Source organism: Halomonas sp. McH1-25, from assembly GCF_022348165.1.
Lineage (GTDB): Bacteria > Pseudomonadota > Gammaproteobacteria > Pseudomonadales > Halomonadaceae > Modicisalibacter.
This window is the reverse complement of the sequence record NZ_JAKRFI010000007.1, coordinates 208965-234448: the sequence shown is the minus strand read 5'-3', so window position 1 is coordinate 234448 and position 25484 is coordinate 208965. Positions and strand designations below refer to the sequence as shown.

General features: G+C 55.5%; 25 protein-coding genes and 2 pseudogenes. 11 read left to right on the top strand and 16 right to left on the bottom strand.

The window, feature by feature from the left end; genetic code table 11:
- The 3 genes and pseudogenes from MHM84_RS17305 to MHM84_RS17295 form a co-directional block, all read right to left on the bottom strand.
- Positions 1-100 (bottom strand): annotated as a pseudogene (locus MHM84_RS17305) (tripartite tricarboxylate transporter TctB family protein); the annotation flags it as partial.
- A 32-nt stretch (positions 101-132) separates the two neighbouring features.
- A complete protein-coding gene (locus tag MHM84_RS17300; protein ID WP_239267585.1) occupies positions 133-1116 on the bottom strand; it encodes a tripartite tricarboxylate transporter substrate-binding protein in 984 nt (327 codons plus the stop codon).
- A 243-nt stretch (positions 1117-1359) separates the two neighbouring features.
- Positions 1360-2025: a helix-turn-helix domain-containing protein gene (locus MHM84_RS17295; RefSeq protein ID WP_239267584.1), complete on the bottom strand. Its 666-nt coding sequence runs from the start codon at positions 2023-2025 to the stop codon at positions 1360-1362.
- A gap of 115 nt (positions 2026-2140) precedes the next feature.
- Here MHM84_RS17295 and MHM84_RS17290 point away from each other — a divergent pair, with 115 nt between their 5' ends.
- The 5 genes from MHM84_RS17290 to MHM84_RS17270 are packed head-to-tail and all read left to right on the top strand — an operon-like array spanning position 2141 to position 8076.
- A complete protein-coding gene (locus MHM84_RS17290) occupies positions 2141-3301 on the top strand; it encodes a CoA transferase (RefSeq protein ID WP_239267583.1) in 1161 nt (386 codons plus the stop codon).
- 19 nt (positions 3302-3320) lie between these two features.
- A complete protein-coding gene (locus MHM84_RS17285) occupies positions 3321-4175 on the top strand; it encodes a citryl-CoA lyase (protein ID WP_239267582.1) in 855 nt (284 codons plus the stop codon).
- A 52-nt stretch (positions 4176-4227) separates the two neighbouring features.
- On the top strand, positions 4228-5232 hold the full coding sequence (locus MHM84_RS17280) for a TAXI family TRAP transporter solute-binding subunit (RefSeq protein WP_239267581.1): 1005 nt from the start codon (positions 4228-4230) through the stop codon (positions 5230-5232).
- 19 nt (positions 5233-5251) lie between these two features.
- On the top strand, positions 5252-7156 hold the full coding sequence (locus tag MHM84_RS17275) for a TRAP transporter fused permease subunit (RefSeq protein ID WP_239267580.1): 1905 nt from the start codon (positions 5252-5254) through the stop codon (positions 7154-7156).
- Positions 7153-8076 carry an SMP-30/gluconolactonase/LRE family protein gene (locus MHM84_RS17270; protein WP_239267579.1) on the top strand — a complete coding sequence of 308 codons (924 nt, stop codon included), beginning with the start codon at positions 7153-7155 and terminating at the stop codon, positions 8074-8076. The genes MHM84_RS17275 and MHM84_RS17270 overlap by 4 nt, the downstream gene beginning before the upstream one ends.
- A gap of 97 nt (positions 8077-8173) precedes the next feature.
- On the opposite strand, the gene MHM84_RS17265 is transcribed toward MHM84_RS17270, so the two are convergent.
- The 5 genes and pseudogenes from MHM84_RS17265 to MHM84_RS17245 all read right to left on the bottom strand — a co-directional run.
- The gene (locus tag MHM84_RS17265) at positions 8174-8842 is read right to left on the bottom strand and encodes an amino acid ABC transporter permease (protein ID WP_239267578.1); all 669 of its coding nucleotides are present in this window, start codon (positions 8840-8842) and stop codon (positions 8174-8176) included.
- A gap of 3 nt (positions 8843-8845) precedes the next feature.
- A complete protein-coding gene (locus MHM84_RS17260; RefSeq protein WP_239267577.1) occupies positions 8846-9586 on the bottom strand; it encodes an amino acid ABC transporter ATP-binding protein in 741 nt (246 codons plus the stop codon).
- A gap of 19 nt (positions 9587-9605) precedes the next feature.
- Positions 9606-10274, bottom strand: a complete 669-nt coding sequence (locus MHM84_RS17255) for an amino acid ABC transporter permease (protein WP_275445820.1) — start codon at positions 10272-10274, stop codon at positions 9606-9608.
- A 62-nt stretch (positions 10275-10336) separates the two neighbouring features.
- The gene (locus MHM84_RS17250) at positions 10337-11194 is read right to left on the bottom strand and encodes an ABC transporter substrate-binding protein (RefSeq protein ID WP_239267575.1); all 858 of its coding nucleotides are present in this window, start codon (positions 11192-11194) and stop codon (positions 10337-10339) included.
- A gap of 175 nt (positions 11195-11369) precedes the next feature.
- A pseudogene (locus tag MHM84_RS17245) lies at positions 11370-11572 on the bottom strand (DUF1338 family protein); the annotation flags it as partial.
- A 98-nt stretch (positions 11573-11670) separates the two neighbouring features.
- Between MHM84_RS17245 and MHM84_RS17240 the strand changes: the two are divergent.
- The 5 genes from MHM84_RS17240 to MHM84_RS17220 are packed head-to-tail and all read left to right on the top strand — an operon-like array spanning position 11671 to position 16655.
- Positions 11671-12528, top strand: a complete 858-nt coding sequence (locus MHM84_RS17240) for a MurR/RpiR family transcriptional regulator (protein WP_239267574.1) — start codon at positions 11671-11673, stop codon at positions 12526-12528.
- Positions 12525-13175: an isochorismatase family cysteine hydrolase gene (locus MHM84_RS17235; RefSeq protein WP_239267573.1), complete on the top strand. Its 651-nt coding sequence runs from the start codon at positions 12525-12527 to the stop codon at positions 13173-13175. Before MHM84_RS17240 ends, MHM84_RS17235 begins: the two co-directional genes overlap by 4 nt.
- Before the next feature lie 34 nt (positions 13176-13209).
- Complete coding sequence (locus tag MHM84_RS17230; protein ID WP_239267572.1) at positions 13210-14517, top strand: glutamine synthetase family protein; 1308 nt, start codon at positions 13210-13212, stop codon at positions 14515-14517.
- 8 nt (positions 14518-14525) lie between these two features.
- Entirely contained in the window at positions 14526-15272 is a 747-nt protein-coding gene (locus tag MHM84_RS17225) for an N-formylglutamate amidohydrolase (protein WP_239267571.1), read from the top strand.
- Positions 15273-15311: 39 nt separating this feature from the next.
- Positions 15312-16655 (top strand): APC family permease, encoded by a 1344-nt coding sequence (locus MHM84_RS17220; protein WP_239267570.1) that lies wholly within the window; start codon positions 15312-15314, stop codon positions 16653-16655.
- Between the two features lie 1201 nt (positions 16656-17856).
- Here MHM84_RS17220 and MHM84_RS17215 read toward each other — a convergent pair.
- Positions 17857-18666: a sulfite exporter TauE/SafE family protein gene (locus MHM84_RS17215; protein ID WP_239267569.1), complete on the bottom strand. Its 810-nt coding sequence runs from the start codon at positions 18664-18666 to the stop codon at positions 17857-17859.
- A 108-nt stretch (positions 18667-18774) separates the two neighbouring features.
- Between MHM84_RS17215 and MHM84_RS17210 the strand changes: the two genes are divergently transcribed.
- Positions 18775-19632 (top strand): helix-turn-helix transcriptional regulator, encoded by an 858-nt coding sequence (locus MHM84_RS17210; RefSeq protein WP_239267568.1) that lies wholly within the window; start codon positions 18775-18777, stop codon positions 19630-19632.
- A 172-nt stretch (positions 19633-19804) separates the two neighbouring features.
- On the opposite strand, the gene MHM84_RS17205 is transcribed toward MHM84_RS17210, so the two are convergent.
- The 7 genes from MHM84_RS17205 to MHM84_RS17175 form a co-directional block, all read right to left on the bottom strand.
- Positions 19805-20356: an XRE family transcriptional regulator gene (locus tag MHM84_RS17205; protein WP_239267567.1), complete on the bottom strand. Its 552-nt coding sequence runs from the start codon at positions 20354-20356 to the stop codon at positions 19805-19807.
- Between the two features lie 19 nt (positions 20357-20375).
- A complete protein-coding gene (locus MHM84_RS17200) occupies positions 20376-21104 on the bottom strand; it encodes an alpha/beta fold hydrolase (RefSeq protein ID WP_239267566.1) in 729 nt (242 codons plus the stop codon).
- A 1-nt stretch (position 21105) separates the two neighbouring features.
- Positions 21106-22014 carry a DMT family transporter gene (locus tag MHM84_RS17195; RefSeq protein ID WP_239267565.1) on the bottom strand — a complete coding sequence of 303 codons (909 nt, stop codon included), beginning with the start codon at positions 22012-22014 and terminating at the stop codon, positions 21106-21108.
- 17 nt (positions 22015-22031) lie between these two features.
- Positions 22032-22676 carry a hypothetical protein gene (locus tag MHM84_RS17190; RefSeq protein ID WP_239267564.1) on the bottom strand — a complete coding sequence of 215 codons (645 nt, stop codon included), beginning with the start codon at positions 22674-22676 and terminating at the stop codon, positions 22032-22034.
- Positions 22677-22988: 312 nt separating this feature from the next.
- Positions 22989-23588, bottom strand: coding sequence for a chlorinating enzyme (locus tag MHM84_RS17185; RefSeq protein WP_239267563.1), 600 nt, complete (start codon positions 23586-23588; stop codon positions 22989-22991).
- A gap of 15 nt (positions 23589-23603) precedes the next feature.
- On the bottom strand, positions 23604-23831 hold the full coding sequence (locus MHM84_RS17180) for an acyl carrier protein (protein WP_239267562.1): 228 nt from the start codon (positions 23829-23831) through the stop codon (positions 23604-23606).
- The gene (locus tag MHM84_RS17175) at positions 23828-25357 is read right to left on the bottom strand and encodes an amino acid adenylation domain-containing protein (RefSeq protein WP_239267561.1); all 1530 of its coding nucleotides are present in this window, start codon (positions 25355-25357) and stop codon (positions 23828-23830) included. The genes MHM84_RS17180 and MHM84_RS17175 overlap by 4 nt, the downstream gene beginning before the upstream one ends.
- Between the last annotated feature and the right edge of the window lie 127 nt (positions 25358-25484).

Genomic DNA, 25484 nt, shown 5'->3' with positions numbered 1-25484 from the left:
TTACCTTGGGAAAGGTTTCGGGGCCGACCGACTCGGCCCCACCGAACGGTTCCGGGAACTGAGTGGCGCCCCAGCCGTACGCGACGGCCAGGACGAGCATCAGTATGCCGAAGATGCGGTCGTTGAGCTGGGTCACTGGATGATTCCAACTTCCTTGGAGAGGGTCTCAATGTCGTTGATCTGATTTTCAACGAACTGCCTGAACTCCTCCCCCTGTACATCGAAAGGAATCAACCCATTCTGCTTCATGACGCCCTGCCACTCATCACTGGCATACAACTGATCCAGGGTATCGATCCAGTACTGCTTGGCATCGTCGGAGATATCCGCCGGCATGTAGAAGCCGCGCCAGTTAGCCCCGACCACGTCCACGCCCTGCTCCTTCGCAGTGGGAATGTCGCTGAGATCGCCGGGCAGACGCTCGTCGGCGAGAACGGCCAGCACGCGCAGGTCACCGGATTCCATAAAGCCCTGAGCTTCGCTGATATCCCCGGTAAACGCATCGATATGACCGCCAACCACCTGGGTCATGGCTTCGCCACCCCCGGTGAAAGGCAGGTACTTGATGCGGCTAAGACCTTCCACGCCGGCTTCCTTTGCCAGCATCAATACCTTGAGATGGTCCCACCCGCCCTTTGAGCTGCCTCCGGCGAAGCTGACCGAGTTCGGCTTTTCCTTGAGTGTGCCAAGAAGGTCCTCGAAATTCTCGATCGCGGAGTCGTCGGCCACCGCAATGATGCCGTAATCGGCACCCAGAGCGCCGATCCAGTTGACCATATCGGCATTCATTCCCCTGAACTGCCCTTGCGCCAACCGGGTCGTCGTTGCCGTTGAGGCAGCCACGAGCAGCTCCTCGTCCCCGGCTCGCTTACTGATGACGTGGGCAAAGGCCACGCCTCCACTGGCGCCCGGCATGTTGATGGTTTGAACACTGCCGGGAACCAGGTTCAGCTCTTCCAAGGTTCGCCCGACGCTTCGGCAGGTGAAATCCCAGCCACCACCCGGGTCGGCTGGAGCGAGGCACTCGACCTTGCCTTGAGGTTCATAGGCACTAACGGCAAAAGGAAAGGCAACGGTGCTGGCGACGACTGCTGCGCTGAGAAGGGCCTTTTTCATGGTGTGCTCCATTAACGACTCGTTGTTCTATGCAATGCAACTTGTTTTATAGAAGGGAATCTAGAGAGCACGCTTGCCCTTCGTCAATGGTGAACAGCGAAATGCCAACTAAAGTCGCAAGAGCATTTTGCCCGGCTGGAATAGCAACACGCATCCAATCTGCCGGCCTGCCTATCTTCTGGGCATGAAAAAGCCCAACGCCGCTGGGCGCTGGGCTTTTGCCTATAGGTCTGTCAGGCCGACTCAAGCTGGGCGCAGTGCTTTAGGCCATTGCCGCTCCAATACCGCTGCATACTGGGTCAGAAGGGGAACGTAGCGATCACGGACCAAGGCATTGAATCGCTCGCTTGGGCCGGAAAGTGCCAATGCGCCCATGAGTTCGCCTTCAGAGTTATAAATACCGATCGCTGCTGCAGACAGCCCTACCTGGCGCTCCCCACTGGAAACGGAGACCTGCCCTCGCGGGATCTCATAGTTAAGCACACGCCCTGCCGCCCCTCGCCCCAAGGGTAAGCGCACACCTTCCTCGAGGTGATGGCGAACTTCCAGCCGCCCATTTTCCCGTAAACGACAGACTCGCTCATCGCCATGGCGGATGTAGAACGAAGCGGTTTCCTCACTCGCATCCCGCAACGATTCCAGAATGGGCCGCACCAGATTCTCGAGTTGTGGCCCCTCGCCAGCCAGCGGCGCCATCCGGGCGAATGCTGGTCCCAACCGATAAATACCGCGTTCGTCACGCACCACATAACCGAAGACTTCAAGCGATGCCATAAGCCGCAGGATGGTGCTCTTGTAAAAGCCGGTCGCGTTTGCCAACTCGGTCAGCGAAAACTCGCGCCGGTCGGCTGAGAACGCCTCCAACAGGGTCAACGCCCGCTCGACGGCCTCGACGCGTCGTTGATTCATAGAGCTTCTCCTAAATGGGACCAAAGGCTAATGTTCTGATAGACGAAACTGGCTTGCAACGAAATGACCCCGCTCATATTCTCTTAGTCAAAACTTGTTCTATCTAGGGAAACACATGAGCGCACTACTCTCTGGCTACCGCGTTCTCGACCTGACCAACGTTCTGGCAGGGCCGTTCTGCTGCCATCAACTAGCCCACCTGGGAGCCGAGGTGATCAAGGTCGAACGCCCCCAAGGCGGGGACCTGGCGCGTCAGTTAGGTGCCGATCCCGAGCTCAACCGCGATCTCATGGGGGTTTCCTTTCTGGCCCAAAATGCCGGTAAGCGCTCAGTCACCCTCGATTTGAAACAGCCCGATGACCGTCGCCGCTTCCTTGAACTGGTCAGGGAAGCCGATGTGCTGGTCGAGAATTTTCGTCCCGGTGTAATGCAGCGCCTCGAATTAGGCTATGAGGCCTTATGCGAGGTCAATCCCGAGCTGATCTATTGTGCCATTTCCGGCTTCGGCCAGGATGGCCCCTTGGCCAACTATCCCGCCTATGACCAGATCATCCAGGGTATGGCAGGCGTGATGAGCATTACCGGCGCGCCTGACAATGCGCCCTACCGGGTCGGCTATCCACTCGCCGATACTGTCGGCGGTCTCACTGCAGCCATGTCCATCAACGCCGCCTTGGCAGAGCGGCCTCGTCGCGCCCATTTCATCGATATATCGATGCTGGAATCGGTGCTGGCCACGATGGGCTGGGCGGTCTCCAACCTGCTCATCGCCGGCAAGGAGCCCCGCCCACTCGGCAATGACAACGTGACGGCAAGCCCCTCGGGGACGTTCCGCACCGGTGATGGCTTGATCAACATCGCGGCCAACAAGCAGGAGCAGTTCGAGGCGGTCTGCCACATCCTCGGCCACCCAGAGTGGTGTCACGATCCTCGCTTTGCCGAGCGACAGGCGCGCCTGGACCACCGTACCGAGCTGACCCACTGCATCGAAGCCGCGCTGGGCAATGCAACTACCGAGCATTGGTGGCGTACATTGGTCGAGGCCGGCGTCCCGGCCGGGCCGGTGTATAGCGTTGCCGAAGCCTTGGCCCATCCCCAGGTGCGTGACCGCGGTTTGATCGAGCGCTTCGACGAGAGCGAGGTGGGCCGTCCCCTGGAAGTTGTCAGCGGAGGCTACCGAATTGATGGCCAGGCTCCCCGAGTTGCCACCCCGCCCCCACGCCTGGGAGCAGACAATCAAGAGCTGCTGCCCGCACATGCCGCTAACGATGAATGATCAACCGGACGATAACGCCATGACTCAGCTAAACGACGCAGCACAAGACCTTGACGCACGCCAGGCCCAGCAGTGGTGGCAAACCGACATCATCGACATGCGTCCAGGGGAGATCCGCTATCGCGGATATCCTATCGAGGAACTCATTGGCCAGGTCAACTTCGCCGACATGGTGTGGCTCATGACCCGGGGCGAGTTGCCCAGCCGCGCCCAATCGACGCTGCTTGAAGCTGCGCTGGTCAGTGCCGTCGACCACGGCCCGCAAGCGCCCAGTATCGCTATTGCTCGTATGGCCATGACCTGTGGCAGCAGCCTCAACAATGCCATGGCATCGGCCGTCAACGTCCTCGATGACGTACATGGCGGTGCGGGAGAACAAGCCGTGGAACTCTACCAACGTATTCTCGAACTACAGAACGAGGGCCGCTCTCTGGACGTCGCTGTCAGCGACGGCATCGCCGAATGGCAGCAGACACGCACCAAGATCATTCCCGGCTTCGGCCACCGCTTTCACCCCATCGACCCGCGTGGCCCGAAGCTGCTGAGCCTGGTGGAAGAAGCTGCCGCTCGTCACGAAGTGGCAGGCAGCTTCGTGGCGATCGCGCGTGAAATCGAACGCCAGCTGATCGCCAGGAAAAACAAACCAATTCCGTTGAATATCGACGGAGCGACTGCGGTGATTTACGCCGAGCTGGGCTTCCCGGCACCGCTGGCTCGCGGCCTGTTCTGCCTGTCCCGCTCGGTCGGCATACTCGCCCACGCCTGGGAACAGAAATGCCAGGGCGGCCGCAACAAAGGACCGATTCCCAAGGGCTGGCTATGGCCCTATGGCGGTCCGGAACAACGCGCGGTTCCCGAGCGCGACGCACGATAAAACAATTTCAATACGCACCGAAGGTATCACCGGCAATCCTGGAGAACTAACAATGAAAGTGAACAGCACGCCTCGCACCCTGCTCGCTCTGCTCGCAGCAACGACGATTGGTCTGAGTACCGCGCATGCCGATGACCTGGTCGTCAGCGCGACCTCACAAACTTCTGATGATTATGCGCTGGCCGTGGCATGGTCGAATCAACTGGCCAGGAGCGACGGGGATAACCGACTCACCGTCGTCGACAACGGCAGCGTCAACGGTCTTCGGCAACTGGCTTCCAAGCGCCTGGATATCGCGGTGATTGGCGCTCCGCACTATCTCGACGCCGTCAACAAGCGTGGTAATTTCAGCCAGGATCCGGACCGTCTGTCCGAGGCCTACCAGGACCTTCGCAGCCTTTTCGCCATCAGTACCAGCGCCGGCCAATATGTCGTGCGCGAAGATGCGGGCATTGAAAGCTTCGCTGACCTGGATGGGCACAGCATTGCCATTGGTCGCCCGGGCGGTAATGCCGGCAGAGTCAGCAGCGCTTTTCTGGAAGCTTACGGCTTCGAACCTGGCGAAGACGTCGATACTCAATACATCGATTACAGCGATGCCTTCAACCAGATGTCCAACGGGCGGCTCGATGGCACGTTCGTCTGGGGCGGCCTGCCTCAGGCAGCAATCGACAATGCCTCACGCACCATGGACCTGCGCTTCATTTCCCCCAGCGAAGACAGGATGGATGCCTTCAGGGAAAACATCACGGCCGGAGAGCATTACCGCCTGAAATCCATTTCCAGCGAGGAGATCGAAAACGCCTACCAAGGGCGTGTCGAGGCCGATGGCGACGTCAACTTCTGGACGTTCCCTTACATGTTCGTCGTCAACAAGGCCATGGATGAAGAGACCGCCTATGAACTCACCAAGTCGTTGTGGAACAACCTGGATTCCATCAAGCAGACCAGCGCCGCGCTCAACCTGCTGCGCCGTGACGAAGCGACAACGGGACTGACGGCCGAACTGCACCCCGGCGCCGAACGTTACTTCCGCGAAATCGGCTTGATCGAATAACGCGCTTCGAGAGATGGCCATGTCACCGCAACCCACCGCGCTACCCGACCCCGCTTTGCGGGGTCTGGGCCTGGCTGCCTGCGCCGCACTGACCCTGTTCATCGTCTGGACCACGCTGGGTGTGCGTTATCCGGCCCAGATCATGTATGGCATTGCGTTACTGCTTGGGCTTATTGCCACGTTCTCCTTGAAACCTGGCCTGCTCGCCCCTCGCTTTCCCAAGCTGGATCAGGGGCTGAGCGTTTTGCTGATTCTGCTCAGTCTCGCCAGCAGCGGCTACTACCTGATCGAATATGACAATATTGCTGCCTTCCGCGAGGGGCTTCCCAACACTTGGGATATCCTCTGCTATGCCACCGGGACGCTGTTGGTCTTGGAGGCCGCACGGCGAGTCGAGGGGTGGACGCTTGTCGCAATTGCCGGCGGTGCCCTGCTGTATCTCTTCTTTGGCCACTATCTCCCGGGAGAGCTAGGCCATCGCAAGCTGTGGTTCGATCAAGTGCTTGAAGTCAGTTACAGCTATCAGGGAATCTACGGGATCGCTCTGGGCGCTGTCGTCGATGTCGTGTTGATGTTCGTGATTCTCGGTGCCGCGTTACGCCATACCGGTGCCGGGGATTTCTTCAACTTCCTGGCGCTGCGGCTAGCCAACGGGCGCCGTTCGGGGGCAGCGCAAGCCGCGATCATTGGTTCGGCCATGTTTGGCTCCGTCAACGGCTCAGCCCCTGCCAATGTGATGTCGACAGGCGTGTTGACCATTCCCATGATGAAGCGCGCTGGCTACCAAGGCCGCTTCGCCGGTGCGGTGGAAGCCGTGGCCTCTTGCTCGGGTCAGTTGATGCCACCGATCATGGGGGTGGGCGCATTCATCATGGCCGAAATCTCGGGCATTGCTTATCCCATGATCGCGCTGGCCGCCATCGTTCCGGCCTTCCTATATCTGCTTGCCTTGTCTGCGGCAGTCGCCTTCGAAGCGGGCCGCCTACAGCTCAAGCCCGAAGAGACCGGAAACGACCCGTTTGACCATCGACGCAAGTCCCAGGGCATCGTGTTGCTGGGAGGATTCGCTACGCTGATCACCCTGCTGATGATGGGCTACTCGCCCACCTGGTGCGGCATGTCCGCCGCGACAGTCGTACTCGCGATCGCCATGCTACTACCCGATACCCGCCTGTCACTTAACGGGCTCAAGGATGTCATCGTCGACGGCGGGAGAGATGGCCTGGCTGTGCTGATCTCCTGTGCCGCAATCGGCATCGTGATCGGTGCCGTCAATGTCACCGGCCTTGGCGTTACGCTCAACCAAGCCATTGTGGGCTTGGGTGAAGGCCACTTGCTGTTGGCCCTTGTTCTTGCCGCACTCTGCTCGATTCTACTGGGCATGGGCTTGCCGACCGCCGCGTCCTATCTGATGGTCATCTTTGTCGCCGGCCCGGCCATCCTGGATCTGGGTGTCGATAAGCTGCAAACCCACCTCTTCGTTTTTTACTACGCTGTCCTGTCGGCCATTACGCCACCGGTCGCCCTGGCTGTTTTCGCCGCTGCCGCCATCACAGGGGAACGTACGCTCAGCATTGCCTTCAGTGCACTGCGGCTGTCCCTGGTGGCCTTCCTGCTCCCCTTTGCCTGGGTCTATCATCCCGAGATCAACCTGGAACCGCAATACCTTGAAAATCTGCCTTCGTTGATAGCGACCATCGCCATGATGATCCTGGCCACGATCGGGATCAGCGCCGCGAATGTTGGCTTCTTCCGCCGCAAGCTCAACCCCGTCGAACGCCTGGCAATGGTGTTGGCCGGCATCATCGCTTTGACTCAAGGACTGTTGCTTTCGGTCATCGCTTCAGTAGTAACCGCGGCCCTGATGTGGCATGCCTACCGCAGCCACGGACCATCCTCGACACACCGGGAGGTATCGCCATGAGCCTTTATGCGCCCCCTGAAACACGCTGGTGTGAAGTCTTCAGCGAAATTCCCGAGAGTCTCAAGCTGTACGATGCACCTTCCGAATGGATCGATGCCAATAAGCCCGGCCAGTCAGTCCCCAGCTTTCTGGAAGGGCCGGTTTTCGATGCTGAAGGCAATCTCTTCGTCACGGATATTCCCCATGGACGTATCCTGCGCGTGACGCCCGAAGGCCAATGGTCATGCATCGCGCATTACGACGGCTGGCCAAACGGTATGCGTTTTGGCCCCGACGGTCGCTTATGGATCGCCGATTATCGTCACGGCATTCTCGCCCTCTCACCCCAGGGCGGCCAGCCAGAGCCTATCCTGACGCATGTGGGCAGTGAACGGTTCAAAGGCGTCAACGATCTCTTCTTCGATCAGCGAGGCCGCCTCTACTTTACAGACCAGGGCCAAACCGGGCTTCAGGATCCCACTGGCCGGGCCTATCGCTACGATCTCGATACGCGTCGACTCGATTGCCTGATCAACAATGGCATCAGCCCCAATGGGCTAGTGTGCGACTTAGCGGAGAAGGCGTTGTTCGTTGCGATGACACGGGGCAACGGGGTCTGGCGCATTCCCTTGAAAGACCAAGGACCGGCCGGAAAGGTTGGCATGTTCGTGCAGTTGGCGGGCGGTGTTTCCGGCGCGGATGGTTTGGCGCTCGATGAGGCGGGAAATCTTTTCGTCTGCGATGCCGGCAACGGGTGTGTGTGGGTTTTCGATCCCCACGGCGAACCGCTTTGGCGACTGCGCTCGCCGACCAAGGGCCGAACCCTGACCAATCTCGCCTTTGGCGGGCCTGATCGGCGGATGCTTTACATGACGGAATCGGCCACTGGCGCGATAATCCGCATCGAGGTAGATAATCCTGGGAAAAAACTCCGCTATTAACCCCTCGACAGCACTGCACACCGCTCCAGTCGGCAGTGTGGGTGCGGGAACTGGCAGCCGCCTGGGGCCAGCATTGCCATGTAATGGCATTTAAGCTTCATACATTCGTCACTCCGGGCACATAGATTCGCCGCTCAATGAGCCCCAGTAGACTCGCCACCGTGGAGGTGAGCACCAGATAAATGACCCCAGCCCAGAGGAAGACCATAAAGAAGTCCAAGGTACGCGAACCGATATCCGAGGCGATGGCCGTAATCTCCACTACGCCGATGGTGTAGGCGATAGAGGTAAACTTGAGCTCGATGATCGCCTCATTGGACCATTGAGGAATCACCCGGCGAAGCGCTTGGGGTAACAGAATGTGGCGGATCGCTTGCCACTGAGTCATGCCACAGGATCGAGCCGCCACTAGTTGCCCCTTAGGCACCGACAGCACCGAACCCCGAAAGTACTCTGCCTGATAGGCGGCACTGTTGAGAGTGATGGCGATTACTGCTGCCGTAAAGGCATCAAAGACGATGCCTAGGTGGGGCAGCCCCAAATAAATGAAGAACATCTGAACCAGCATTGGCGTACCGCGGAATAGTTCAACGTAGGCGGTGCTGATCCAGTAGAAGAGCCGGTTCCCGTAGACCCTGGCCCAGCAAAGCATCAGCCCAAGGAAGAAGCCCAGGGTGATGGCAATCACCCACAGCGATAACGTGACCGGCACGCCCATGAGCAACTCGGGTAGCCACTCGATGCCGAACTCAATGAATTCCTGCATGGCTCACCCGTGCTCCGCTATAACGTTGAGGAAGGCTCGGGTCCGCTCGTGCGTGGACTCGGTGAACATGGTTTCCGGTGAACCCTGCTCGATGATGTGACCTTTCTCCATGAAAATGATCTCGTCGGCGGCCTGGCGAGCGAAGCTCATTTCGTGGGTTACCACTACCATGGTCATCCCTTCAACGGCCAACTGCTGCATCACTCTCACCACCTCGCCGGTCAATTCCGGGTCCAGCGCCGAGGTGGGCTCGTCGAACAACAGTACATCGGGGTCCATGGCAAGAGCCCGTGCGATGGAAACACGTTGCTGTTGGCCGCCGGATAGCTCAGCCGGGTAGGCGTCAGCCTTGTCACTCAGACCAACCCGCTCCAACTCGCGATGCGCACGCTGGGTAGCTGCCGCCTTGTCCGTGCCTTTGACCTTGACCTGGCAAATGCGCACATTGTCGAGCACCGTCAGGTGTGAAAAGAGGTTGAAGTCCTGGAAAACAAAACCCATTCGCGCTCGCATGGCGTCGATATTGCTGTCCAACACTTCATCGCCATTGAGATAAATGCGTCCGGCATCCGGCACCGTGAGGTAATTGATACAGCGCAACAGGGTGCTCTTGCCCGAGCCAGAGGGGCCGATCAGCACCTTGGTTTCCCCCTTGCGCAGCCCAAAGCCGATCCCCTTGAGTACCTCCAAGCCGTCGTAGGCCTTCTTTATGTCCTGCACGTCCAGAATCAGATCGTCGGCCATTATTGGCGTTCCTCTCGCGTTATTTTTCGAAACCAGGCACGGCCAGCTTGCGTTCGAAGGCGTACAGCAGGCTATTGCCCGCCCGATTGAGGATAAAATACAGCAACGCCACCACGGCAAATACGGTCAGCACATTGCCCTGAGTGCTGGTGATGATGTAATGCGCCTGGCGAGTCAGCTCGACCACACCGATGACGTAGGCCAGGGAGGTTTCCTTGATCTGCGAGGAGAATTCGTTCGTCCAGGGGCCGATGGCGTGCCGCCCCGCCTGAGGGAAAACGATGTGGCGGATCGCCTTTATCTTAGACATACCCATCGCCCGGGCAGCCATCATCTGCCCGGCAGGCACCGACTGGAAGGCGCTACGGAAAATCTGCGACTGGTAGGCCGCCGAGCGCAGCCCCATGGCCAACACCGCAGCACCGAAGGCCGAGATGTCCCAAACTCCTGAGATGCCATAAAAGAAGATAAACAGCATGATAATAATCGGCACGCCCCGGAAGACGCGCTCGTAGAGTACCAACGGCCACTGCACCAGCCGAGACCTAGGACCATAGAGCTGGACAAGGCAGATGCCCAAGCCCAGCACGAAACCGATCATCAACAAAGCGGCCAACAGCACGATGGCCACCCCAAGTCCCTTCAGTAGGAAGGGAAAATCGCGAAGCAATACATCGTATATATCCATACCGGCTTTCCTAACGCAACGGGCGCTTTCTCTACCGTGAAAGCGCCCGCTGTCATAGCGACTTAGTCGTTACCGAGCTCAGGAAGACCGGCCACCGGTTTCTGATAAGTATCGACATAATCGGGCATGTGGCCTGGAATCGCAGGTACGGTGACTCCAGGGATGTACTTCTCAACGATCTTGCTCCACTCACCGGATTCGTAAATGGCGAGGATACCCTGGTTCAGATCACCTAGGATCTCTTGAGGGTCGCCTTTAGATACCGCGAGTGCCAAGGGGGCACGAATAAAGATCTTGCCCGCCATTTTCACTGGCTTGCCCGCGTTGATGTACTCCTGAGCAGAGGTATCGTCGACAATGACCGAGGAGATGCGCCCGATTGCCATGTCATTGACTGCAGTGACGTAATTGTCGTACTTGGCCAGCTCGACATCGATATCGCTGGAATTAACAACGTTTTCTTCCATCCAGGCTTGCTGGGAAGAGCCGCCCTGAACGCCTACGCGAGCCCCACAACACACGGCGGTGAAGACGTTCAGGTCGGAATTCTCGGGCACCAGCACTACATCGTTGGTTTCCCACCACGGAATAGTGAAATCGATGTTCTCACTACGTTCCTCGGTAACCGTAAGGCCGGTAGCGAGAATGTCGATTTTCTCCGCTGCGAGTGCCGGGATCAGCGATGGGAATGGCATGTCTTGGAACTCGATCTCGATGCCGGTTTCCTCGGCTATCGCCTCCATAGCATCGATTGCGATTCCCTTGAATTCCCCCGCCTCCACATAAGCCCAAGGAGGGAAGGACGCCTCTACACCGACTGTATATGGATCTTGTGCGAAAGCGGTCGTAGCTAGCCCGCTGCCAATAGCCATTGTCCCCATAAGAGCGGCAGGCAGAAGCGATGCTTTTATTCCATTCATGATCGTCTCGCTTATTGATGAGTATTGTTATTTCGTCAAATCAATATGAGCGCGTCGTTTCACGACTGTCAACACGCCCCATTTATTCATTCGCATAATTTACATCGCGAAAATAAATGGCCGTACTTCAACAACCCCAGCTCAATCAGCGCGCTATATCGCTAGCCTCCGCCTTGCCCGACTGGCGACCGGCCTCGGTCAGCCGATACTCGAAGAAGGCCAACTTCTCACGGCGCAGCTCCGCTTCCGTATCGAGAACTCGGTGAATACCTCGGCCAGGACACGCTGATGCTCGTCGTTAATCAGCGCCATCCCACGCTGCTCGATCTCGCCGAAGCGGGCGGTATGGACGCCCTGGCGTTCGCCGGCGAAGCGGACCCATCATGGCGTTGACACCGGCAAAAATGTAGCATTTACTACGAAAATATAATAATCATGCATCGATAGACGGATGCACTACAAAATAAGTGCTCATCATGCCCGATCTCAAATATCTCTTGAACGACCCTCCCACGCGGCTGACCTCGGCCGAGCGCAAGGTGGCACGCGCGCTGCTCGATGACTTTCCGCGCGCCGGTCTGAGCAGCATGGCGCGCCTCGCAACCACGGCCGGTGTCAGCGAGCCCAGCGTCATGCGGCTGGTGAAAAAGCTCGGCTACAGCGGCTATGCCAGCTTCCAGCAGTCGCTGGTACAGGAAGTCGACGAGCGTCTACGCTCGCCACGCCTCCAACTCGACAAACAGCGTTATGACCATCCGGTGCCGGAAGCCTGGGACGACTACCTGGTGGGGGCCGGCAAGCTCATCGACGAGACCCGTCATCTGCTGTCGGCGCCGGATATCCTAGCCCTGAGTGAAATGCTCACCTCGCCCGGGCAACGCATCTGGTTGCATGGCGGCCGCTACAGTCATTTCCTGGCGGGTTATCTCCATGCGCATCTCAAGCTACTGCGTGGCGATTGCCACCTGCTGGCCGATGCCAGCGCTATAGACAGTCTGATCGACCTGGGCCAACGCGATGTCCTCATCGTGTTCGACTACCGCCGCTATCAGGCTCAGGCAGCAACCCTGGTGCATATCGCCAAGCGCCAGGGGGCACGCCTCGTCCTGTTTACCGATGTCTACGACTCACCTTTGCGGACCCTGGCGGACCTGATCATCAGCGCCCCCGTCGAGTCGCCATCCCCTTTCGATTCGCTACTGCCTGCGATGGCCCAGGTCGAGGCCCTGGTGCGTTGCCTCACCCTGACCGCCGAGTCCGGATTGAACGAACGCCTGGCCCGTATCGACGAAATCCGCGCCCAGTTCCATGTCCACCTGATCGAGGACGAATGAAGATGACCGCACCGGCCGACTCGCCCCGCGACCTCCCCTACCTGCGGCATGCCACCGCGCTACTGTTCGTCGACATGCAGGAGATCTGGGCGCGTCCGGGGCTCGATCCACACACCCAGGGAGTGGCTGGCGATTACTACTATGCCCGGTTGAACGGAACCGTGATTCCCAACCAGGTTCGCTTGCTCAATGCCTTTCGCGCCAACGGCGAGAACGTGCTCCATACCATCATCGAAAGCCTGACCGAAGATGGCAGAGACCGCTCCCTGGATCACAAGCTGTCGGGCATACATCTGCCCAAGGGCCACCCTCACGCCCGGGTGATCGACGAGTTGGCCCCCACGCCCAACGAGATCGTGTTGCCCAAGACCTCCTCGGGGGTCTTCAACTCCACCGCCATCGACTACGTGCTGCGCAACCTGGGTGTCGAGCGGCTGATCGTCTGCGGCGTGGTTACCGATCAGTGCGTGGACATGGCGGTGCGCGACGCCGCCGATCGCGGCTACCTCGTCACGCTGGTCGACGACGCCTGCGCGACCCACGACGATACCCGCCACCGAGCCTGTCTCGATGCCATCGCCGGCTACTGCCATATCACCGACACCGACGGCGTACTCGAGCGCCTGGCAGCGATGCCGGCGCGCTGATTCGATGCCCCAACAATGACAAGACGAGCCCCTCATGGACCTGATCAATATCGTCACTACCGACTTGACGGCCATCACCCGAGGCCGCGCCGTGCCGCTGGAAGCCCTGGATAACCATGCGGCAAGTGGCTGTGGCTGGGTGCCCGCCAACAGCGCGCTGACACCGCAGGACATCATCGCCGATCCCAACCCCTGGGGGTCGCACGGCGATCTCCGCCTGGTACCCGATCCCCAAAGCCGCATGCACGTGCCCCGCCCCAACGAGTCGGAGCCGGACCTGCATTTCGTACATGGCGACTTGCGCACCCTGGATGGCGAACCCTGGTCCGCCTGCCCACGGACTATGCTGGCCAGTGAGCTGACGCGCTATGCCGATACGCTGGGGTGGCAGGTGTGTTCCGCCTTCGAACATGAATTCACTCTCTCGGGGCTCGACGGTGACGCGCCCGCGTTTTCGCTACAAGCCCAGCGTGCGGCGGGGTCTTTCCTCTCTCGCCTGGCCGACGCCCTGGCGGCGAGCGGCAACGAGCCGGAAACCCTGCTGCCGGAATACGGGCGGCATCAATACGAAGTGACCTGCCGGCCGGCCCTGGGCCTGGCCAGCGCCGACCGGGCCGTCAACCTGCGCGAGATCGTGCGCGACGTGGCCAGGCAGTGCGGCCTTCACGCCAGTTTCACGCCGCAACCCCGTGTCGGCAGCGTGAGCAACGGCGTGCATCTTCATCTGAGCTTTACCGATGACCAGGGAAGGCCCGCCCTCCCCGGCAGCGAAGACGCCGACGGGCTCTCGCCCCTCGGGCGCCACTGGGCAGCCGGGGTGCTGCACTACATGCCCGCGCTGTGCGCGCTCACCGCACCATCGCCGGTGTCTTACCTGCGCCTGCAGCCCCACCAGTGGAGTTCCGCCTATACCTGCCTCGGGGTCCGCAATCGCGAAGCGGCATTGCGCATCTGCCCGACCACGACCCTCAGCGCCACGCCGCAGGCACGGCAGTTCAACCTGGAGTACCGCGCACTCGATGCAACGGCCAACCCGCACCTGGCGCTCGCGGCCATCCTCATCGCCGGTCGCCTGGGCATCGAGCAACGCCTGCCTCTATCCGCCCGCGCCGATCAGGACCCCGACTCGCTGGACGCCGCCAAACGTCAGGCACTGGGTATCCGTGCCTTGCCGCGCTCCCTGAACGAGGCCTTGAGCGAACTGAACCAGGCCGAAGCCTTAATCGCGCAAATACCCGAGGCGTTGCTTGCCACTTACCGGGCGGTCAAGCGCCAGGAACTCTCGAATGTCGACGGGCTCGGGAACGACGCCCTGTGCGATCACTACGCCCGGATCTATTGAGACGCGCCATGCCCAGCCCAAACACTACCGCCGCCCTTCCTTTCGACCGACCGGCCTACACGGTTCATCGTGAACAGGGCACGCACCCCGTGGTGCTGCTCTGCGAGCACGCCAGTCCCTATATCCCGCCGGCCTACGCCAACCTCGGGATTCCCGAGGGCGCGGAGCTCAATCACATCGGCTGGGACATCGGCGCCCTGGCCCTGGCCCAGCGACTCAGCGAGGAGCTGGATGCGCCGTTGATCGCCGCCAATTACTCGCGGCTATTGATCGACCTCAACCGCCCCCTGCATGCGCCGGACAGCATCCCATCCCGGAGCGACACCTGGTCGATTCCCGGCAACCGGGACATCGACGAGCCCGAGCGCCATGCGCGGCAACGGCTGTTCAGCGATTTCCATGGCGCTGTCGCCAGGCTGCTCGAAAGGCGCCAACGATTTGGACTCCCCACGCGGGTGGTCGCGGTACATTCGTTCAACCCCACCCTGAATGGTGTCGAGCGCCCCTGGGAGTTGGGGGTGCTGTACCAGGATGCCCACGACTATGCCCAGCGCCTGTTGCTGCCACTCGCCCGGCAAGGCATCCACGTCGGTGACAACCAGCCCTACCAGATTCACCCCAACGAGGACGTGGCCGTACCGGTCCACGGCGATGCCCGCGGCCTGCCCTGTGTCCTGCTCGAGCTTCGCAACGATCTGCTAGGCGACGAGCGGTCGATCGACGTCTGGACCAGGCGACTGTCTCCGTTGCTTTGACCCCTGCCTCATCGAGAACAACAACCCGAGGATCCCCCCATGTCCATCGAAGACTTCGGCTACAAACAACAACTGCAACGGGGCCTTAGCCTGACCGACCTGGTCATCTACGGCATGATCTTTATGATTCCCATCGCCCCTTTCGGCGTGTACGGCTGGGTATACGCCGACGCCGAGGGGATGGTGCCACTGGCCTATTTCATCGGCATGGTGGCGATGCTGTTCACCGCATTGAGCTACGGGCAGATGGCCAAGGCGTTTCCCATCGCCGGTTCGGTCTACTCCTACGCGCAGCGAGGCATTCACGAGCACCTGGGCTTCATCGCCGGGTGGGTATTGCTGCTCGACTACTTGCTGATTCCGCCCCTGCTCTACATCTTCAGTGCCCTGGCGCTGCACCATTTCTTCCCGATGATCCCCAAGCTGGGCTGGATGCTGCTGTTCCTGATGGGCGCCACCCTCGTCAACCTGAGGGGCGTCACGTTTACCGCCCGGGCCAACAAACTGTTCCTCATCGGGGAACTGATCGTCCTCGCCCTGTTCCTGACGTTCGGTTTCAAGGCTCTCTATGGCGGCATGGGCAGTGGCGAGCTCACTATCGTGCCGTTCTATGACCCGGCCAACTTCGATCTCAACCTGGTGATGACGGCCGTCTCGGTGGCGGTGCTGTCCTTCCTCGGCTTCGACGCCATCTCGACACTCTCGGAAGAGGTCAAGGGCGACCCGCGCCGCCAGATCGGCCGCGCGGCCTTGATCGCCCTGTTCCTGATGGGGGGCATCTTCATCCTGCAGACCTGGCTGGCCACCGACCTGGCCGTAGGCATGACCTTCGAGACCGCGGACACCGCCTTCTACGAGATCGCCTCAGCCGCCGGCGGGAGCTGGCTGGGCACGCTCACCGCGATTGCCACCGCACTGGCCTGGGGCGTAGCGGTCTCCATCGTCTCGCAGGCCGCCGTGTCACGCTTGCTGTTTTCCATGGCCCGCGACGGCAAGCTACCCGGCGCGCTGGCCCGGGTTCATACCCGCTACCGGACCCCGCATATCAGCCTGTATCTGGTGGCCGTGCTCTCGCTGGGGATCGGCATCGTCTTCCTCGACGCACCGGACGTGCTGGCCACGCTGGTCAACTTCGGCGCCCTGACCGGCTTCTGCCTGTTGCACCTGTCGGTGATCAATCACTACGTATTCCGCCAAGGGTCGCAGCGCTGGCTGGCCCACCTGGCCTTCCCGGCCGTCGGCCTGGCGATCATCGGCTATGTACTGCTCAGCATGAGCCACTTCGCACAACTGCTGGGAGTGGCCTGGATCGGTATCGGCCTGCTCTACCTGGCCTTTCTGATCAAGCGCGGTGGCAGCCTGCATATCTCGGATCCCGCCTGATCAGCGTACATCTCGGCCTCAGGGTGCTCTCGATTACAGATGACAATGCGGAGTCTTGCTCCGCATTGTCAGAGCCAAAAGGACGAACGTTTATCATCTGTCCTTCTCAACGCGCTTGTGCAGTAAATAGGTTATATTACCTCCGCCAGTTGGAGCAGCGCCTGGAGGTCAAGCTGTTGCGAAGAACGCCCCACGGCACGGCGCTGACGGCAGAAAACAGCGATCCAAGGTCGCATCGACGTTGTCGGCCGCTTTCATCATTGCAGCTAACATCGGGAGCCATGCCTCAGCCCTCCAATGCACGCTGTGACCGCCGCCACGTCCAACGTCATCACCCGGGGCAGTATGCCAACCAAGGCGTTGCAGGGCATCTAGCTGCTTCAAAGCGCCAGCTAACACAAGAGCTTTTACTAAAATCGCTAAGATTTTCATACCTCACTGATTAAAATGTTGTTATAGGTTGTATGCTTGCGCCCAAGGATTGCCCTCTCAACACGATCGTTTCCCAACTCCTGGCACAGGCTCAGTCGGTCAAGGATTTACCTGTGACCAATACAGTAACGATCCTTGGTGAATAAGAGTTTATTTGCCAAGCAGATCGAAGAATAGCCTAGCTGGGTGGTCAGCCGGGCAAGCCGACGCATAGTGCTTTCATCGAGAACTCCCCATCCGTACCGAGATGGATGTCGAGATCCTGGCGTTGTGCTTTCTTGTTCGCCATCAAAAGTCCTCGAACTCATCGCCAACAGTGGCCCCGCCTTCTCCTACCGACTCCTCCGACGGCCTTGCCTTCGTTTTTCCCCACCGGCTGCCCGTACTCATTGGGGCAACTGGTCCTGGACCAGTTCCAGGCCAGACGTCATATTTTAACGTTTATCGGCTTTTTTATCTCAAATGTAGATGGTTACGCCAACTCGATGCAGAGCTATTCCCAACAGGCAAATATCTGGCATACAGGGTTCGGCCCTTCGGGTCGAGCCCTGTCTAGGGCACCTTGATAGATAAGGATTGGAGGTTGTTCGCTCATACCGGCCTTGTTCGAGTGAGTTCACTGTCAACCGACCATGGCACGCCCTCTCCGACGAATCCGGCAGGATCGGTTATGACATCGAAGTGCCAGTCATGAATACCATCAGGCCATCAGCGCTGTTTACCGAGAACATGGTGGAATTCACCACCATCAGGGAAGCCCCGACTCGATTCAGTGCATGACGACCATCACCACCAGTACCACCGTCAGCAACAACAGGTACACCCCGGCATGGATGCGATCGGGAATGCGCCCGATCCATCGCGACGCCAGGCGGATGCCGAGCCATGACCCCACCGCCAGCGCCAGCAACGCGCGCAGATCCACATATCCCGCATACCAGGGGCCCAGAGCGGTATCGCTGGCCGACAGCAGTATATAAGTCGCGGTGCCACTCACCGCCATCGGCAACGACAACGGATTGGCCATCGCCGTGGCCGCCGTCATGCTGGCCCCTCTGCGGCGCATGAATGGCACGGTCATCACGCTCCCGCCAACACCCAGAAAGGCGGCGACAGTGCCGATGAACGTGCCTGTCATCGCTGTCACCCGGCGGCCCATGGGACGTACATCGCCACTCACCTGATGCAGGAAGCCAGGCCGCAGGATGGCATCCGCAATCGTGATCGCCAGATAGCCGATGAACACCCAGCGCACCCAGTCACCGCTCAACGACACTGCCGCCGCCGCGCCGAGCACGGCACCGATAGCGATATAGCCGACCAGCGGACGCACCAGATGCCATTGCACTGTCCGTCGCCGGTGGTGACGCCATGTCGCCAGGGAAGCCGCGAAGATCATCAGCGCGGTCGAGGTGGCCACCGCGATATGCATGGCCGCCAGGCCAGCTGCGCTATCCGGCCCATGGACGGCAACCAGTAAGGTGTACATCAAGGGAACGACGACGAAGCCGCCACCGAAACCGAACAACACGGTGGTAACCCCAGCCAACCCGCCGCAGAGAAGCAATACGCCATACACCGGAACTCTCCTGATGGAACTCAACGACAGGAACGATATTCCGGTAAGGAGTGGCCGACTTTCGTCGGTTGGCCAATAATCATTGTATTTCGGCCACGCTGACAACAAATGCTCAATATTCCTCTGGCGGACGTGGAACATGTGGCCCGGCCCATCGTGGCCATCGGCACCGACTACAGCCCCGGCATCGTGCTTGATTTTCATACCCATCGCCGTGCCCAGTTTCTCTACGGCATGACGGGCTTGATGGAAGTGGATACCGATGACGGCACCTGGATGGTACCGCCCTATAGCGGTGTCTGGCTGCCGGCGGGCAAGCGCCACCGGGTGCGGATGAACGGCGTCAGTACCCGTAGCCTGTATATCGAGCCTCTCGCGGCTCCGCGCCCCTCCCGCAGCTGCGAAGTGCTGGTCGTGACGCCGCTTCTGCATCACCTGTTGCTGGCCTCCGCAAACATGCCCGCGCGCTATGACGAGAGCGGTCGCGATGGCGCCCTCGCTCAGCTATTGCTGTACGAGCTGCAACTGGCGCCGTCACTGCCACTGTTCGCTCCTATGCCCCAAGATTTTCAGCTTGCCAGCCTGTGTAAGGATTTTCTCGCCCAGCCGCATATCCGTAGCCTGCCCGAGGACTGGGCGCGGCAACTGCATCGCAGCCAACGCACCTTCAATCGCCTGTTCCGTCAGCAGACCGGCATGTCGTTCGCGGTATGGCGCCAGCAGGCCTGCCTGATGGCCGCCCTCCCCAGACTACTCTCCGGTAGCTCCGTTACCCGAACCGCTCTGGAACTCGGCTACGACAATCCGGGCGCCTTCTCCAGCATGTTTCGCAAGGTGCTCGGTCAATCCCCTACCGCCTTTGTAAAATCGACTCTCCCCCATTCTTCATTTTCGGCCCATCGTAATTCAAATCTAACGGCAACTGTCAGCGATAACCACGCTACCGTTCTTATAAAACAACATTGAAACAATTCCGCGACATACTCAATAATGACTATAAATGGCATCCTCGCTATAGCGACTCAATCATTGAGCTTAAACGATACTACACATACCAATAATTAAAGCGCGCACCACACATACTCAAAATCTAATTGCACTCTTAAAAAGAAAAACCAATTATATCTTGGTATATATTTTACAAGGAATAAGCCATAAGCACCAAACCATCAACATCACCGATCGCTGTATAAGAATGCTGTACATCAGTGACTATTCTTACGAAATCACCTGGGCCCATAACTATTTCCTTGTTATTGTAATTGATTTCCAATGCCCCCGAAAAAACAAATATATGCTCAGTCGTGCCGGCCGCATGTGCCGGACTCTTAATCACTTCATTATGACGCATTCTTAAATGCCAGATCTCAGTTGATAGCCCTCTAGGAAGACGAAAAAGAAGTTCTTGACTGAACACCTCGGGATCAGGGGTAGCCCGTACAATTACTTCTTGTTCAGAGATATCTGGAGTAATCAAATCGCCAAGCGGAAGCCGCAACGCTACCGATATTGCATCCAGAGTCTCCAGCCTAGGATTTCCGTTACCAGACTCTAAAGAAGATAACGTTGCCTTGCCTATTCCAGCCAGTCTAGCCAATTCACCTAAACCAATCCCACGCTGCAAGCGTAGATTCTTAATTTTTGCGCCTATTTCTGCAGAAGATGAAGCTTGAGTTTTTATATGAGTCATTTCTTTACCCAGCGATGCTCTATAAATGACTACAATATACCTCAGCTTTTCCCAAGATGGAACATATGATTGACGCCGTACACTCAGGATATCGCTGTGGAAAGAAATGATCACCCTCAATAGAATAAGTGTACAAACTTCTATCTGTTAACAACTCCCACTCATTGATTTCATCTTTAGAGTAGCCCTCATCGAGACCATAAACCAGGTGTATGTTACAAGGCAACATTAGCTTATCAGAATATTTCAAAAAATGCTCGGACAATAACAAATCATATTTTAATACCGTCATGGCTAGCGAGTAAACTTTCTCATCATAATTCCTAAGCTTCTCAAGAGGCTCGTAATATCCAGCAAGCTCTCTAATTTGATCACAACTACTTTTTAAAGAAACATTCCCCACAATCTTATTATTTGCGGAAGGCGCAACATTGGATAACGCCACGAAATTGATTGAAAAATATTTTGAAAAATAGCAGGCGACCTTGTAACCCAAATATGCCCCAAGGCTATGCCCAACAATAACCATATCTTTAGCATGAGGCTCAACTTGGGAGCATAAATCTTTAACAGCATCATCTGAATTAATTAAAAAAGGCTCCCTCCAGCGCCTCCCTCGGCCGGGGAGCTCTAAGCAAATTGTCTTATACTTTTTTTCTAGTTCTATGCGTAGCTTTTTCATGTCTGCAGCGCCACCACCAGCAAATGGGAGCAAATATATGTAAGGATCTTGCGTTTCAGCAGCCATATTAGGCCTCAATCAATCTTCCAAGAAAAGCCGAGATAAAAATTAAAACACCACCTAAAAGCTGTATGGATGAGATTGTTTCCCCCGCGATCATCCATGCAAAGAAAGCCGCGAACACCGGCTCAGTTGACAAAATCAACGCCACCCTGGTAGAACTAGTTTTTTGTGCTGCGTTAAGTTGGGCCAAGAAAGCAAATGATGTTCCAACAACCCCCAAGTAAATAACTACCAACCATACGTAGTTTGGAATTACTGTAAAATCCACATCCTCAACATGGCCAATAAAAAAAGTACTAAAGCTAGCAAGCACAGCCACAAGCGATAACTCTACAAGGGTAATATTGGTAGTTGACACATTCACGCCCTTTGTCAAGTGTCCGAATAGAAAAATCTGCAGCCCCCTTACTACTGCAGCAAATAATATTATATAATCTCCAAAAACAAAGTTTACTCCAGAATAAGTTGGCTTGCTTAACAAATAGCATCCAACCAAAGCGAGAATAGCCAGCAGATAAACTGCAGCTCTTTTTTCAACCCCCCCAATTATTCTTTCAAACAAGGGGACAAGTACAACGGAAACAGCTATAAGAAAGCCAGCATTAGCGGCAGATGTATATTTAACCCCAGTCGTCTCGAGCGAAAGAATAGCAAACAAAAAAAGGCCAAGAAAAAATCCAATACCAATTTCCAACTTGCTTATTTTTATAAGATTCCCACTAAACAAATAAAGTAAGATCGGAAGCGAGAACAAAAACCTTGCGGCCAAAAATGTTTGCACATCTAGATACTTTCCTACTTCCTGCATAGCTACATAGCTAGACCCCCAGACAATGGCAACACCTAGAACGCTAACATCCGTAACAATAGCTCGCTTACTAGCTTGTACCTTAGCGACTTTGACGTGTGGCATGTTATTTCCTTATGCTATTATATATGGCTGCAATCATAACCTATTAACAGTTGTCCTTTTTTGCTCTTAATAGATCGAACATTGAAGTCCGTTATCATCCCTGTGCTTTTGACATGCGTGCCAGCGCAGCGATCTCTAATATTCCCGATACGGACCTCCCTTAGTCCGTTGCACAGATAAGAGTCCGATACGTTAATGTCTCCCCGGATTAAATTACTAACCTCATATTCAATTGATTCCTTTAAATCTAAACTATCCATTTTTTCTTCAAGACTGAACACCACCCGGGATTTTCCTGGCTCGTGATTACAACTATGGTAGGTAAATCCCTTGGCAGCCATCACAGCATTAAGTATATGCCCTGCTGTGTGAAGAGCTGCCAGATTCTTACGTTTGCCAGCATCTAACTCCGCTGTTACTAAACGAGGAAATTCACAATGGCTAGCCAAACGGAGGCACACTAGGCCACTCTCAAGTTTTTTCACTTCTATAACTTCAACATTTTCTACGGTGCCTGTATCACTCGGCTGACCGCCACCTTTAGGGTGAAAAATGTTATTTTCAAGCGCTATCCAGTTAGCTTCATTTATGCAGCTAACTTTTGTGTATGTGCTTTTTTGGGTAAACTTATATGTATTTTTTAAGTATACTTGCTCTTGCATGCTGCCCCCTTGGAACAAGGCCCGGGATTACATTAAACTCCCCCAGGCCTTATCTCGCCTCAAGAACACATTAACACTTAACAATGTAAGGAGTGCCTTTGAGAGTAGTATCGCGATATTTATTGACACCACCAGTCATGTCCTTGCCGCTAACAAGCACATTGCCAAAATTGTCAAGAGGAATTATTCCACCGTATTCCTGAACCACATCAGTGTTGGGATAAACGATGACATTAGAGGGAACGTAGCGAGTTGCAAACCCCATTCTATATTGTTTTCGATCAGTGTGTATGTTAGGAAGTGATGCATGCATTAATGTTGACTTAAACCTTCTTTATCAACTGCATTTATTCGTTCAGGATTGAACACCATGGTCTTCCGCTCATCATAATTCATTTTCTTATGCGTTCCAGGAATAAGTTGCAAGCACCCATTTTCCTTCGTAGAGTCTGTAAAAGCTGTCCAGACTGTTATAGTTCCTCCATTGAAGTTATCTTCGTTCTCGCCCGGCCATAATATTTGTGGTTTACCGCTGGCATTAGCAAATGTATCAGCTTGATGCCAGTCTGTCCCTTCATCACCTGGATATTTGGGGAAGAACTCGGTCCTCCAGCAAAGAACATTTTCTCCTAAAATAGATGTCACACGGTCAACTATTTTCTTGTTGCAGATATGGCAAGCAAGCTCATCAATATCCAAATGGCGATCATAATTTGAAATATTGGTAACTCCGCCATGCGCATCTACCGGATATGCTGCATGGCTTCTATCTGGGAGCTGCCTTCTGATCTTATCCCATAAGGCATCCATTTCATCTGGCGTATAGATTGTGAAAGGGCCAATAAAGCCATTCTTCTCGAATTGGACTAGCTCATTAGCTGTAAGACTATACACTTGCGTTTGGTTAGTCATATCATATCACTCCTATTAATTCGAGTTTGCTACCGCGTTATTAATACTTTGCTGTAACAAGCTGAGCATAGAAATTTTCTTTCCATATTTCTTTTCATATCTATCAAGTAGCTCAACCGCTAGGAGGGAGTTTCCTCCTACATCAAGGAAGTTATCATCACCACTAATATCCCCGTCATCCAACGCTTCTCTAACCCAGCTCAGGAAAATAGCTTCATATTCTTGTTTATTCATATTTTTCATTTGCAACTCCATTTTTCCACAAGAAAATCTCTGTCAACCTTTCCATTTACCGTATGAGGAATTTCCTTTACAGCAATAAAGTAGGTTGGGACCATATAATGCGGTAACAATCTCCTAGCCATAACCTTTAGCTCTCTCCTTGTAATTTCCTGCCCCGGCTGCAAAATGTAGAAGCATGCTAAATCACCGCCACTGACCTCATTATCAACACGAGCTACTGCAGTAAGTGACAATGCAGAAATTGAAGAAAGCCTAGCTTCAACTTCAGCAAGCTCTACTCTATGTCCTCTAATCTTTACCTGATTATCATTGCGACCCAAATACTCAAGATCACCATTAGACAACCTTCTTACCACGTCGCCACTTTTGTAAAAGACACCTCTTTTCCAACCTAACCTAACGAAGCGACTCTTCGTCTTCGCACTATCAAACACATATCCTTTTGAAACTTGCAATCCGGACAGGTATAGCTCACCTACTTCAGCTTGGTTTCCGTCACTATCAAGTATTTCATAATCAAATCCCGGCAGGACCTTACCTATATTCGACCCTTCTCCTATAAGATCTTGCTCATTTAATTCGTGGTAGGTAGCATGGACTGTAACCTCAGTTATTCCATACATATTTACAATTTTTACCTTTGAACTTTTGAGAAATTCAAATGCATCGCCATATACTTTAGCATTGAGCCTCTCTCCTCCAAATATAATGTAACGTAGTTTACAAGAGCTCTCTACAACCAAGCCCTCCTGAAGCTTTTTAAAAGCTGTTGGAGTTTGATTTAAAATAGTAACCCCGTTACTAATAATATATTCTGCCAGGGCGCTGCTTTCGAGAACCGTTATTTCATTGGGTACTAATAATTTTGCTCCATGCCATAGTGCTCCCCAAATTTCCCACACTGAGAAGTCGAAGGCAAACGAATGACAGAGCATCCAGACATCACTGTGGTCAAAAGCGAAGAGGCTTTCTGTATTCGTTAGCAATTGTGCAATATTGTTATGGGTAACGCCTACGCCTTTAGGGCTTCCGGTAGTGCCAGACGTATAAATAACATAAGCCAAAGGATCGCGTCGTTCATTAAAAGGCTGTCTTTCCTCTTTACTCCTATTCAGCTTCGATAGTTCAATTCTCCCAGATGACTCATATATCTTTGCTTTGGGCTCAGAATCATTAATTATATAATCCGTTCTCTCCGGAGGATTCCTCAAGTCTATCGGGATATAATAAGCTCCCAATTTCAGCACAGCGAGCATACTTACAACAAGTTCGCATGTGTGAGATAGTGATATTGCAACTCCATCTCCTTTTTTTATTCCACGTGCAGCTAGCTGGTCCCGCCTCTTATTAGACCGAACATTTAGTTGTTCATAGGTCAATGTTTTTTCCTGATCGCTAACCGCTATCTCATTAGCGTAAAAAACAGCATTAGTTTCAAACTTCGCAATTAAGGCGGACTCTATGTTGAGATCAGAATCTCCATTAATTTCAGAATCTCTGCCTATTCCGACACAGGGGGTAACCATCGCTCCCTCCTTTGTTCGCCATACGATTCTCAACGCCAGCTTACCGGGCACATGGAACGGATATTGTTCGGTATGCTGTACTTATCGTATAGCATACAGAACAATAGCCATCAAACTTATTCAACTT